Annotated in this window: 11 protein-coding genes; 6 read left to right on the top strand and 5 right to left on the bottom strand. The window is 40.1% G+C overall.

Going from position 1 to position 13305, the window contains the following annotated elements:
* Positions 1–26: 26 nt before the first annotated feature.
* Both glyS and glyQ read right to left on the bottom strand, forming a co-directional pair.
* Positions 27–2096 carry a glycine--tRNA ligase subunit beta gene (gene glyS, locus ACE2AL_RS01415; protein ID WP_272538931.1) on the bottom strand — a complete coding sequence of 690 codons (2070 nt, stop codon included), beginning with the start codon at positions 2094–2096 and terminating at the stop codon, positions 27–29.
* Between the two features lie 9 nt (positions 2097–2105).
* A complete protein-coding gene (gene glyQ, locus ACE2AL_RS01410) occupies positions 2106–3014 on the bottom strand; it encodes a glycine--tRNA ligase subunit alpha (protein WP_206084853.1) in 909 nt (302 codons plus the stop codon).
* Positions 3015–3215: 201 nt separating this feature from the next.
* On the opposite strand from glyQ, the gene ACE2AL_RS01405 reads away from it, so the two are divergent.
* Both ACE2AL_RS01405 and ACE2AL_RS01400 read left to right on the top strand, forming a co-directional pair.
* The gene (locus ACE2AL_RS01405) at positions 3216–3779 is read left to right on the top strand and encodes a DNA-3-methyladenine glycosylase I (protein WP_375083879.1); all 564 of its coding nucleotides are present in this window, start codon (positions 3216–3218) and stop codon (positions 3777–3779) included.
* 205 nt (positions 3780–3984) lie between these two features.
* Entirely contained in the window at positions 3985–5241 is a 1257-nt protein-coding gene (locus ACE2AL_RS01400) for a valine--pyruvate transaminase (RefSeq protein ID WP_375083878.1), read from the top strand.
* A gap of 321 nt (positions 5242–5562) precedes the next feature.
* Here the strand turns inward: ACE2AL_RS01400 and ACE2AL_RS01395 are convergent, their stop codons facing one another.
* The gene (locus tag ACE2AL_RS01395; protein ID WP_206084859.1) at positions 5563–7221 is read right to left on the bottom strand and encodes a putative transporter; all 1659 of its coding nucleotides are present in this window, start codon (positions 7219–7221) and stop codon (positions 5563–5565) included.
* Between the two features lie 390 nt (positions 7222–7611).
* Between ACE2AL_RS01395 and ACE2AL_RS01390 the strand changes: the two genes are divergently transcribed.
* Complete coding sequence (locus ACE2AL_RS01390) at positions 7612–7923, top strand: YceK/YidQ family lipoprotein (RefSeq protein ID WP_206084861.1); 312 nt, start codon at positions 7612–7614, stop codon at positions 7921–7923.
* A 289-nt stretch (positions 7924–8212) separates the two neighbouring features.
* Here the strand turns inward: ACE2AL_RS01390 and ACE2AL_RS01385 are convergent, their stop codons facing one another.
* Positions 8213–9520, bottom strand: a complete 1308-nt coding sequence (locus ACE2AL_RS01385) for a DUF3748 domain-containing protein (protein ID WP_241016857.1) — start codon at positions 9518–9520, stop codon at positions 8213–8215.
* A 143-nt stretch (positions 9521–9663) separates the two neighbouring features.
* Between ACE2AL_RS01385 and ACE2AL_RS01380 the strand changes: the two genes are divergently transcribed.
* Entirely contained in the window at positions 9664–10278 is a 615-nt protein-coding gene (locus ACE2AL_RS01380) for a trimeric intracellular cation channel family protein (protein WP_206085224.1), read from the top strand.
* Positions 10279–10302: 24 nt separating this feature from the next.
* On the opposite strand, the gene ligB is transcribed toward ACE2AL_RS01380, so the two are convergent.
* Positions 10303–12009 (bottom strand): NAD-dependent DNA ligase LigB, encoded by a 1707-nt coding sequence (gene ligB, locus ACE2AL_RS01375; RefSeq protein WP_349422495.1) that lies wholly within the window; start codon positions 12007–12009, stop codon positions 10303–10305.
* 321 nt (positions 12010–12330) lie between these two features.
* Between ligB and gmk the strand changes: the two genes are divergently transcribed.
* Together gmk and rpoZ are read left to right on the top strand one after the other, a co-directional pair.
* A complete protein-coding gene (gmk, locus tag ACE2AL_RS01370; RefSeq protein ID WP_206084863.1) occupies positions 12331–12954 on the top strand; it encodes a guanylate kinase in 624 nt (207 codons plus the stop codon).
* Positions 12955–13011: 57 nt separating this feature from the next.
* Positions 13012–13287: a DNA-directed RNA polymerase subunit omega gene (rpoZ, locus tag ACE2AL_RS01365; RefSeq protein ID WP_004262665.1), complete on the top strand. Its 276-nt coding sequence runs from the start codon at positions 13012–13014 to the stop codon at positions 13285–13287.
* The last annotated feature ends 18 nt before the right edge of the window (positions 13288–13305 follow it).

Genomic DNA, 13305 nt, shown 5'->3' with positions numbered 1-13305 from the left:
TTGCACATTAAATGTGCAATTTGGCCTTATTGTAGTAAAGAAATATCTGCCACCTTTAAAAATAGCTCACGTAACTGGCTTAAAAGTGTTAAACGGTTCACTCGAACAGCTTGATCTTCATCCATTACCATGACATTTTCAAAGAATTCATCAACGACATCACGTAAAGAAGCGAGCTCAGCAAGTGCATCTTGATAGTTTCTTTCTGCAAACATTGGTGCTAGCTTATCTTGCAGAACAACAACGTGTGTCGCCAGTTTCACTTCTTCTGGCGTTTTCAGCACGGATGCTAAAACAGTATCAGATAATTTCTCATCTGATTTACTCAGAATATTTGAAACTCGCTTATTTGCCGCCGCAAGGGCCTGTGCTTCTTCCAATGTACGGAAATGCGTAACTGCTTTCACGCGTGCATCAAAGTCAGCAGGCTGCGTTGGACGACGCGCTAATACCGCTTGAATGGTATCAATGCTATAACCTAGCTCTTGATACCAAGAACGGAAACGGCCAAGCATAAATTCAACCACATCATTGACTACATCTTTGTTGGTTAATTTATCACCGTATAAACGTGCAGCCTCTTCAGTCATTTCCACTAAATCAAGCTGGTAACCTTTTTCAACGATAATACGCAGAACACCTAATGCGGCACGACGCAAAGCAAATGGGTCTTTATCCCCTTTAGGGTGCTGGCCGATTCCGAAGATACCCGCTAATGTGTCCATCTTCTCTGCAAGTGCTAATGCAGCAGAAACATCAGTAGAAGGCAGCTCATCACCAGCAAAACGTGGTTGATACTGCTCTTTAAGTGCTAATGCAACGTCTTCTGATTCACCATCATGGCGTGCATAATGCATTCCCATGACACCTTGTGTATCAGTAAATTCGAAGACCATGTTGGTCATTAAATCACATTTCGCTAATAACCCTGCACGAGTTGCATGGTTAACATCCGCACCAATTTTACCTGCAATCCAACCCGCTAAAGCTTCTAAACGATCCGTTTTATCACGCAATGTCCCTAATTGTTTTTGGAACAAGACTGTTTCTAGGCGTGGTAAATTATCTTCTAAACGTTGCTTACGGTCAGTTTTAAAGAAAAACTCCGCATCGGCTAGACGAGGACGAACGACTTTTTCGTTACCAGAAATAATCTGCTGTGGATCGGAAGATTCAATATTCGCCACGAAAATGAAATTTGGCATTAAATTGCCGGCGTTATCATAAACAGGGAAATATTTTTGGTCGCCTTTCATAGTATAAACCAGCGCCTCTGAAGGAACTTCTAAGAATTTCTCTTCAAATTTAGCAGTTAATACCACTGGCCATTCAACCAATGAAGCAACTTCTTCTAATAAGCTTTCGGTTAAGTCTGCTTTTCCACCCAACGCTTGGGCCGCTTTTTCTGCGTCGGCTTTGATAACCGCTTTACGCTCTTCGTAATCCGCCATGACTTTACCGCGTTCGCGTAAAATAGCCGGATATTGCTCAGCATTATCAATCGTAAACTCAGGTTCGCCCATAAAGCGGTGACCACGAATCGTTCTCGCGCTCTTAATGCCTAAAATTTCACCGTCAATAACATCGCTACCCAGTAGCAGTGTAACAGTATGAACAGGACGCACAAATTGTGTGTCTTTATCTGCCCAACGCATCAATTTAGGGATAGGCAGTTTCGCTAATGAACGGCTGACCATATCCACCAGCAATTCGCTGACAGCTTGGCCTTTCATTTGCGCACGATACAGTAACCATTCGCCTTTATCTGTCGTCAAACGCTCTGCTTGATCAACAGTAATACCACAACCACGCGCCCAGCCTTCCGCCGCTTTAGTCGGCTGTCCGTCTGCACCAAATGCTTGGGCAATAGCAGGGCCACGTTTTTCAACTTCACGATCAGGTTGTGATGCCGCTAAATCGGCGATTTTAAGCGCTAAACGACGCGGAGCAGCAAACCAAGTTACTGCGCCGTGAGCAATGTCAGCTCCATCAAGCTCTGCGGTAAAGTTTACAGCGAATGATTCAGCTAATGAACGAAGAGCCTTCGGCGGTAACTCTTCGGTACCGATTTCCACAAGGAAAGTCTGTTGAGTCATGACAGCCTCTTAGTTCTTATGACACATAGGGAATCCAAGCGCTTCACGTGAAGCATAATACGCTTCTGCGACCCCTTTAGTGAGGGTACGAATTCGTAAAATATAGCGTTGGCGTTCAGTAACAGAAATGGCTTTACGCGCATCCAGTAAGTTGAAAGTATGAGCGGCTTTTAAGATGCGTTCATAAGCAGGCAATGGAAGAGGAGTTTCCAATGCTAACAAATGTTGTGCTTCTTTCTCATATTCTTCGAAGCATTTGAAGAGAAAATCAACATTTGCATATTCAAAGTTATAGGTGGATTGCTCAACTTCATTTTGGTGATAAATATCACCGTAAGTGGTTTTGCCTAACGGGCCATCACACCACACAAGGTCGTACACACTGTCGACACCTTGGATGTACATTGCCAAACGTTCTAAACCATAAGTGATTTCACCCGTTACAGGTTTACATTCAAGCCCACCAACTTGTTGGAAGTAGGTAAACTGAGTGACTTCCATCCCGTTTAACCACACTTCCCAACCTAGTCCCCAAGCACCTAGTGTTGGGTTTTCCCAGTTATCTTCAACAAAGCGGATATCATGAATAGTTGGGTCTACCCCTAGCTCTTTCAACGAGCCGAGGTACAGTTCTTGGATGTTGTCTGGTGATGGTTTGATGATCACCTGAAACTGATAATAATGTTGCAGACGGTTTGGGTTCTCACCATAGCGACCATCAGTTGGCCTACGAGAGGGTTGAACATAAGCCGCAGCAATAGGCTCAGGGCCTAATGCACGCAAACACGTCATTGGATGGGAGGTTCCTGCGCCGACTTCCATGTCCAGTGGTTGAACAATGGTACAGCCTTGACGCGCCCAATAATCCTGTAATGTCAGGATAAGACCTTGGAAGGTTTTGGTATCAAACTTTTGCATGTTAGATCCGCACGCGATACGTTAAATTTAATGAAAGTACGCCAGTATACCCTTTGACCGACAGATATACAGCATTGAATATGTCTGTATTTATTCTAAAAATAAAAAAATATCCTTTCATCCCTTTTAAACTGGTTATTTATACAGTATAAGTATTGTGTTTTTGAGGCAAGTTGATTGTGATTGGAAAAAGGATGAAAAATGGATACATCACCGACACGTTGTCATTGGGTCAATCAAGATCCTGAATATATTGCCTACCATGATGATGAATGGGGCAAACCAAACCATGATAATCAGCATTTATTTGAAATGCTTTGTTTAGAAGGGCAGCAAGCAGGGTTATCTTGGTACACAATTTTAAAAAAACGCAAAAACTATCGGGAATTGTTCCACCAATTTGATCCCCAACGTATTGCATTGATGAATGAAGACGATGTTAAGCGATTAATGCAAGACCCACGAATTATTCGTAACCGCTTAAAGATCAATGCGATAATTGCAAATGCAAACGCTTATTTAGCAATGCAAAAAAATGGAGAAGACTTCTCAACTTTTCTATGGGAATTTGTCGACGGACAGCCAATAATCAACCGCTGGGAAAGTTCGTCCCAAGTCCCCGCGGAAACAGAACTTTCCAAAAAACTCTCCAAAGCACTCAAAAAACGGGGATTTAAATTTGTTGGCTCAATCACCTGTTATGCCTTCATGCAAGCCACTGGCATGATAAATGACCACTTAATTAGCTGTTACCAATTTAAATGATTCAGAATTTATAGATGGACCACCCTGTTGGGAAAGAAAAATAAACTATCAAAACATCAACATCAAAAACTATATGTCTATTTATTTCTTTATTTGCAACATTTTAAATTGAAATTAAATAAAAATAAGCGGTTGAACTCTAGGATTGGGCAGAGTATGTTTTAAATTCCATTAACAACCTAATAGACATATGTGAATTAATGCAATGATATTTTCTAAATTTGGTAATAAGTTCGCTCAAAATTCAGGGATTTCATTATTAATGAAAGACTTGAATGAGGGCATCAGAACCCCTGGCTCCATCATGCTTGGTGGTGGTAATCCCGCCCATATCCCTGAGATGGATAAATACTTCCAAGAATTATTAACTGAAATGTGTGCAAATGGCCAATTGACGGACACTTTATGCAACTATGATGGTCCTCAAGGCAAAGATGCCATGTTGAAAGCGCTTGCAGCAACGCTAAAAGCAAAACTAGGCTGGAACATCAGTGCGAAAAATATCGCGCTAGCAAATGGCAGCCAAAGTGCTTTTTTCTACCTATTTAACCTGCTAGCCGGTCGCTTTGAAGATGGTATCACTCGTAAAGTCCTCTTTCCTCTTGCCCCAGAATATGTCGGGTATGCGGACTCAGGCCTTGATGACGACCTGTTTGTTGCGAACAAACCACAAATTGAATATTTACCTAATGGCCAATTTAAATATCGTGTTGACTTTAATACTTTAGAAGTCACTGATGATATTGGTGTTATCTGTGTATCTCGCCCTACAAATCCAACAGGGAACGTGATCACAGATGAAGAAGTTGAGCACTTAGATCAATTAGCAAAACAACACAACATCCCATTGCTGATAGATAATGCTTATGGTGTACCTTTTCCAGGTATTATTTTTAGTGAAGCTACACCATTTTGGAATGAAAATGTCATTCTTTGTATGAGCTTATCTAAGCTTGGTTTACCAGGTACTCGCTGCGGTATCATAATTGCCAATGAAGAAATCATTGAAGCCGTTAGTAATATGAACGGTATTATTAGCCTCGCCCCTGGTGGTGTAGGCCCTGCATTAGCACTGGAAATGCTGAAAAGGGATGATTTAATCTCATTATCTAAGAATGTTATTGGCCCTTTCTACCAGCAACGTGTTGAAGAAGCTATTAAGATCATTCGCCGTTATATACCCGAAGATAAATGCCTCATTCACAAACCAGAAGGCGCTATTTTCTTATGGCTGTGGTTTAAAGACTTACCAATTAATAGCTTAAAGTTATACCAACGTTTGAAAAAGCGTGGTGTCCTGATGGTACCTGGGCACTATTTCTTCCCTGGTATTGAACAAGACTGGCCACATGCACACCAATGCATGCGAATGAATTACGTTCCTGAGCCAGAAAAAATAGAGCAAGGGATCAAAATATTAGCGGAAGAGTTAGAAAAAGCATATCAGGAAGTGACTTGCTAGACGAGATAGAAATCTTGTTTTAACTGCGTCTGACTCGCTAATTTTAAGAAAAAAAAGCCCTTTCAAATTGAGAGGGCGAAAAATTAGCGAGAACTCCGTAATTGAAATCAAATAACTTTTTCAATACGAATATCATTCAAATCTATTAGAACACCTTTTTTGTTTGGTTATAGCTTGAACAAAAGCACTTTTAGCTGCTATATGTTCGGATACCTCATTTCACTGTCGTGCTCCCTACCTTACATCAGATTAACTATCCAATTGAAATATTAAATATTTTTAACCTTTCAATTGAAAAGACTCCGCATATCATCGTAAACATTAAAGAGTCCAAAATAGAATCGCAATTAATTGTGGAGAAATAATCCGCAAAAACATCGCTAATGGATATACCGTGGCGTAAGACAGCGCAGGTGCACCACTCGTTGGGTGAATGTTATTAGCAAATGCAAGCGCCGGAGGATCAGTCATTGAGCCCGCTAATACACCACATAAGCTCAAATAGTTCATTTTACCAAACACTCTGGCAACAATACCGGTAATAAATAAGGGAACAAACGTAATGAGTAACCCATAACCAATCCAGGTTAATCCATCGCCTCTGATCAGCGTTTCAATAAAATCACCACCTGAATTTAGCCCAACAACAGCAAGGAACATCACAATGCCAAGCTCTCTTAATGCAAGATTAGCACTTGGAGGCATAAACCAATACAGGCGTCCAATAGTACCAATTCGACCTAGAATCAGTGCAACAACTAGCGGTCCACCAGCGAGCCCCAATTTTAATGCGGCGGGGAAACCAGGCACAAAAACAGGAATTGAACCAAGAACCACACCAAGTCCTATACCTAGAAAGACAGGTAACATTTGCACCTGCTGTAATTTTTGTTTGGCATTTCCTAGCAACGCTGTGACAGCTTCAATGGACTCTGGCCGCCCAACAATATTTAAAATGTCGCCGAATTGCAGTACTGAATTATTATTCGCAACTAAATCAATCCCTGTTCGGTTTAATCGTGTGACAACAACATCATATTTTTGTTTTAAGTTCAGGTCTTTAAGCCTTTTACTCAATACAGCATCATTAGTAATCACCACGCGAACAGAATGCAAAATGGAACTTGATGTAGATAAAGAGGCATCAACTTCCTCTCCTAATATTAAGCGTACTTTGTTTAGGTCATCTTTTTGCCCAACAACATGCAGTAAATCACCTAAATGAATTTCTGTTGTTGGCTGGGGAACAACCAGCATATCGCCACGTTTTAGCCTTGAACACACAATCGCTTCACTACCGAGCAATGGAATATCTTGCATCATTAAGCCATCAAGGTTGGCATTACGGATCGCAATATTCATGGTTTGCAATGTATCGCGCTGTTGGATATTGGTACTATTAAAGGCAGAGTCTTCTTTATCGATTGAAATTCTGAAAATAATCCGCACTAGCCACATCACCAGTAATATTCCACAGATCCCCATGGGATAGGCCATTGCATAACCCATTCCCATTTGGCCTACAAGGTTTGGGTCTGATCCTAAATCTGTCAGAATTTGCTGGCCAGCCCCAAGAGATGGGGTGTTTGTCACTGCCCCTGAAAAAATACCCAGAATAATGGGGAGTGGAATATTGGCAACTTTGTAAATAATGGCTGTAACTATTGCGCCTAAAGCCACAATCATTAATGCAAAACCATTAAGCTTCAAACCTGAAACACGTAATGAAGAGAAAAAACCAGGGCCAACTTGAATACCGATAGTATAAACGAACAAGATTAAACCGAATTCTTGAATAAAGTGCAGCATGTCCTTATTAAGTTGTAGGCCATAGCTTTGGGCGAAGTGCCCGACAATGATCCCGCCAAAAAGGACACCACCAATTCCCAATCCAACATTACGGATTTTCCAGTTTCCTATCCATAACCCTAGAGCGGCAGCCAACGCCAACAAACTTACAGTAAGAGCTAGTTCACTCATAGACCGCATCCTTTTGACGACAAGTTACCCAGAAACCAAGCCTATATCGGCGATAAAACATACTACTGAATCGATTATGCCAAATAGAAAAAGAGTAAGATGTGTCATAGAGCACACTTTAGAATGAATTAAAATCTCTATGTCTTTGAATTTTCAGATTGATAACAAATATCAAAATAATCATTCTTTCTTTTTCTAAGTTCTTCACAATTCATAAAATAAATACAAAAAAGAAACAATCTTCATCAATAAGATATAATTAAATATTAATTAAGAAAATGTATGCCATTTAATTAAATAATAATACAACACTGCGATTGTGAATTTTTTGTTTTTCGATATGATGAATGAAAATCAGGAATAATCAGCAAAATATAGGTTAACCACCATATGCCGAGTTTACATGCAGCACGATTAATTGCTCTTATCACACCGCTGTTTTTAAGCGGCTGCTCAAGTATTATGACTCATGCAGGTCCCTCTGATGGTTACTACCCAGGCTCTAAAAATAGCATTAAAATGATGAACGATGATGAAACTGGCTGGGTAGTTAGGCCTCTACTTGCGATTGACCTCCCATTTTCTATTGTTATGGATACACTTCTAATCCCTTTAGACTATGCAAGATCAGGCGATGATGGAAAAGAGGACTCCCCTAAGAAGCGATTAGAAGGTCTGAATAATAAAGAAAATAAAGAATAATACTCATTCAGGTTGGAAATCTATCTTAATCCCTAATTAAAAATGGGATATATAGTGCGTTATTTTCTATTTATTAGTGACACCAATTTTTCTTGTTATATTTTCGAAAATGCAATATTTAACGACACTTATCTGAAATATTTTCGTGTTGAATATCCAACTTAAAAAATTACCTTATTAAAATATAAAATAATTAGAGCATAATTCAGAATAAAATAAAGTCATTTATGAATAAAAGAGCTTACTACTTCTCTTTTATTCATAATTATAGTGATCTACTGATATTATTCTAACAATGTAAACCCGTTTCTACGATATAAAGTTGTCTAAAACCTTCTATGTCTCGCATGAATGCGATAAGTTTATCATTCGGAGAAAAAACGACCGCATCAGCGCTAGGCGCTTGTTCAGTACGCTCAGTTAATCTAATTAACGTTTGTGTCGCAACATGGCAAATGGTCACACTGTTGTCGTACACGAAGCAAATATGCTCACCTTTACTATCCCAATTAAATGCAGATTGTATTGAAGAATCACCATGAGTGATTTGATTTAGCTCCCCCGTTACACTATTAACTAACCATAACTGCACGTTGCCAAAATCATCATGCATCAAACAAGCTATTGATTTACCATCTGGTGAAGTACGAAGCCAATGCCTCGGCTGTTTTGCTAAACCTGGATACTTACGCTGATGCGTATAAGTAAGCCGCTTTTGATGTACACCTTTTGGTGGTGCAGGCAGACTCAACTCCGTCCCCTGAAGTGGTTTTTCCCCTGCAACCATACAACATTGAGGCTGTGAAGGTAAATCCACAATGAAAATTTCAGGAATGACCTCACCATCCTGAGTATGTGTATCCCCAATAAAAACAAGTGCCCTTTCTTGCCATTGACCATCTTGTTTTTGGTAACCTCGTTGCCCAACCCAACCTTCTTCATAGGCACGGCTAATTTCATCACTATCAGGCTTAGGTTCTGCAATCGTCTGGCTCACAACACAACAAAAGTAGTCCCCATTATACTCACGTTTGTGTTTTTTCGGCTCAACATTAACAGCCCCTGCGGGTACAGCAATAGCCACATTCCGTTGATCCAACGTCACATCTAACTCATGCATCACATGGTCGTTATACGTAAAACTTAACCATTTACCATCAGGACTATACACATGGACATGAGTCCCCCCTCTCAGTGCACCTGCAATATAAGGCGGTGAAATACACATCGCATCTATAGGACAAGCCACATTCAGTTGAATGTCATGGACATATACACCACGGCGATGATGAAAGTCATAATACCATTGCTCATCAGGGTATTCTGGGCCATGAATGAATGCATATTGAGGGGGGTGTTGTGAACTTACTGTCACGACACCAACATGCGCCCCATAGTTAGCTCGATAAATTTCGACTTCTTCCAATGTATTTACATGAATTTTTTCTATCGATAAACCCGTAAATGAACTGCCATTTGGTCGAATGTCATAAGCTATCCACAAGCTATCAGGTGTCCATACATTAATGTTCGTAAGTTGGTGGCTCCGATTATCGTTTGTTAAACGTGTTTCTTTATAAGGCAATTTACTATTCAATCTGTTATCCTTTCACATCATTTAATATAGCTATCGGATTACTTTAACTAATCTAATTTGCATGGTACTAGAAAATCTCAGTCGAGAAATTTCAAAAGTAATATTACCCTTTAGCAATAACTTTAATATTGAATAAAACCATTATGTTATTAAGTGTGCTTTATATTATAGGTATCACCGCTGAAGCAATGACAGGCGCTCTGGCAGCTGGTAGACGTAAAATGGATGTCTTCGGTGTCATTATTATTGCCTCTGCAACCGCTATAGGCGGTGGTTCTGTGCGTGATATCTTACTTGGACACTACCCATTAGGCTGGGTCGCACACCCAGAATATATCCTAACTGTTGCTGGCGCAGCTGTTGTCACCATTTGGATAGCGCCAATGATGAAACACTTGCGCCGCCTATTTCTTATTTTGGATGCCATTGGGCTAATCGTTTTCTCTATTCTTGGTGCTCAAATTGCGCTCGATATGAATTATAGCCCTATTATTGCCGCAATTGCTGCCGTTATCACTGGTGTATTTGGTGGCGTTCTTAGGGATATGCTGTGTAATACCATTCCTTTGGTTTTCCAAAAAGAAGTCTATGCTGGGGTCTCTTTCGCAGCCGCATGGATTTATATCGGTTTGTTACAAACCCCACTCCCCCAAGATATCGTCGTTATTATTACCCTTGTTGTCGGGTTAAGTGCACGCTTAATCGCAATTCGCTACCGACTTGGATTACCGATATTTAACTACGAAAACCAAGATTAACCTCTATTCTATTGAGCCATTAATTTATTCAGTTAATGGCTCATTTGCTTTAAATTTCTGTATGGCTTGTAACGCAGATTGAACTTCAGGCTCAGCTAACCATTTTTCTAACTTTTCCTTTTGCTTTTGGGTTAGCTTTAAGCGTTCAATTTCAGAACTGTTATAAAGGCCCTCTAGCGCTATAATTTGCTCAATTTTCATTTTCGGTAAGGGGATACCTAAACCTTTTAGCCATAATGGGATTGATTGAAATTTAACTGATTGAAACTGTTCGATTGAAGAGGTATTTTTTTTGTTTTTCGGTAGCCCGTTTTGCCAATCTTGTCGTAGCCATGTCGTTAACTCAGTTAGCTGATGATTTTCAACCCAGTCACGCCATGTGGCCTCATTCACCCCTTTAATTTTTAAGCTTTTACCTAACCAAATTAAACGAGCAACAAACTGTTGTAAGCAAGCATTTGTATATGCTAAGCAACTAAGTGAATTAAAACTATCAAAAGTAGAAAGATCTGGATATGTACGCTTTTCAAGCCGCCAAATAACGTCTTCTATTTTAGGTGTTCCAAGACCCGAAAGAGTAACCAAGACTTTATCTCCTTCAAGTAAATCTTTTTTTCTCCAAGATGCCAATGAGCCAATACTGACTCTAGAGATAGTTTTTCCTTCAAGATTGATGGGGTTAATCGTCGCAACAACGCTCACTCGTCCTGTTCGGCCAACTTTGAATTGTAAATACTTGACCACTGAAGCCACTCTACGCAGTGGATATTTCCAAGCAACCGCCCAACTATTTTGATTTGGTTTCCACGCAAACGCATCTGGAAATGGATAACTTTTTAGTACGATACCATCCGTGGCAAAAGGAAGTTCATTTTGATAATAGTGCTCACGCCATTGCTTTACTTGTGTTTTATTTTCAATTTTGTGACTATATTTTTTTGCTAAGGGAAACCCTAATTGAGCAAGATCCTGAAGCTGTTTCATTGGTTCTGATTCACCGTTTGGCCAAGCCCAAATAAATATTCCGATATCAGGCTCAAGAACTTTTGGCTGTGCCTTACGCATTAACCAACCCGCTATTTTATTTCGGGCGTTTACTCCCCCACTTTTTGCTTGGATGTGCTGGTTCAACCGCCAGAAAAGTTCACCTTGTAAAATGACACTTTTATGTATATCAATCTGCTTTGGAATTGCAGGTATAAAGTCAGCTTTATCGCGCCATTCTAAGCCTTCAATGCCATTACCACGGCTGATCATAGAAACAAGATGACCATTTTGATAGACAAGGGTTACTGCCACGCCATCCACTTTCGGTTGTAACCAGATTTCACGGCGAGAATCAACCCATTTATATACCTCAGATTCGGCTAGCTTTTTCAATCCTGTATGGGGAATAGGATGTTTAATAAGTTGTACTTTTTTAGGTAGCACAACTTCGGGAAGTTCTTCAGAAAGTTGCTGGCAACGGCGTAAAGATTGCCATTGATGAAGTAATTGGTCATAAGCTTCATCACTAATTTGGCTATGACCAGATAACCGATAGGCCTGATTCCATTCCTGTAACTGAGCGCCTAACCGATGGCTTTCTCGCTCAATCTCACTCATGTTCCCTAATTCGCAATGCTCATTTAATTCAACATGACTGGAACCAAAGGCTAAACTACCAATTCCCCAAAAACCAACCATCAACATACCAATAATAAACGCTAAGTTACTCCTAAATTTATCCATAAAACATGCCATAACAATTCCTTTTAAATAATTAACTTCCCCTATACTCAATACGCTTTATCTTTTTAAGCATGAAAGTATTTTTCTTAACGCTCACGCTAAAATGTGTTTTTTTGCGAAAAGCTTCGCAAGACAGATGTGATTTTCAAGAATACTCAATTAATTTCTGGAAGCTGCTCGCAGATTACTCATAGATCAAATTTCTATTCTCTACTATTTATGTTTTATTGATATCGCTGCATGTTGATGGAAGTGTGTGTATACTATGTGGGGTTTATCTCCGTCTTTTATGTTTAACCCTCGACTATTCAAGAAATCATCATGATACAAGGTACGTTATATATTGTTTCTGCGCCTAGTGGTGCGGGTAAATCAAGCCTTATTCAGGCTCTATTGAAAACACAACCGTTGTATGACACGCAAGTTTCTGTTTCTCATACAACTCGAGCTGCACGCCCTGGTGAAGTTCATGGTGAGCACTATTTCTTTGTATCAGAAACTGATTTCTTACAAATGGTCGAAAATGGTGACTTTTTAGAGCACGCTTGTGTCTTTGGAAATTACTATGGAACGTCTAAACCTATTATTGAAGACGTTTTAAAAAGTGGAGTGGATGTTTTTCTTGATATAGATTGGCAGGGAGCGCAACAAATTAGGGCTAGAATGCCAGAAGCGCGCAGTATTTTTATTCTCCCACCATCCAAAGACGAACTTTATCGCAGGCTACGTGGCCGTGGCCAGGATAGTGATGAAGTCATTGAAAAACGAATGTCACAAGCAGTAGGTGAAATCGAACACTTCAACGAGTATGATTACCTTATCGTTAATGATGATTTCAATACCGCATTAGGCGATTTACAATCCATTATCCGCACTGAACGCTTAAAATTAGGGCGCCAAGTTCAGAGACATGATGCTTTAATCAGCAAATTACTAGCAGACTGAGAATAGTTTCAGTATCATATCAGGTCATTTTTTTATTTCTTTTGGAGTAGCACACTTATGGCACGCGTAACTGTTCAAGACGCAGTAGAGAAAATTGGTAACCGCTTTGACCTCGTATTGGTCGCAGCACGCAGAGCTCGCCAGTTACAAACTGGTGGAAAAGACCCTTTAGTTCCTGAAGAAAACGATAAATACACAGTTATCGCGCTACGTGAAGTAGAAGAAGGTTTAATTAACGGTCACATTTTGGATGTGCGTGAACGCCAAGAACAGCAAGAGCAAGAAGCGGCTGAAATGCAGGCAGTTTCGGCAATCGCTGAAGGTCGTCGCTAATTACTAAGGTGGGTCTGC

The sequence above is a fragment of the Providencia xihuensis genome (assembly GCF_041953405.1).
GTDB lineage: Bacteria > Pseudomonadota > Gammaproteobacteria > Enterobacterales > Enterobacteriaceae > Providencia > Providencia vermicola.
This window is presented reverse-complemented; position numbering and strand designations above follow the sequence as displayed.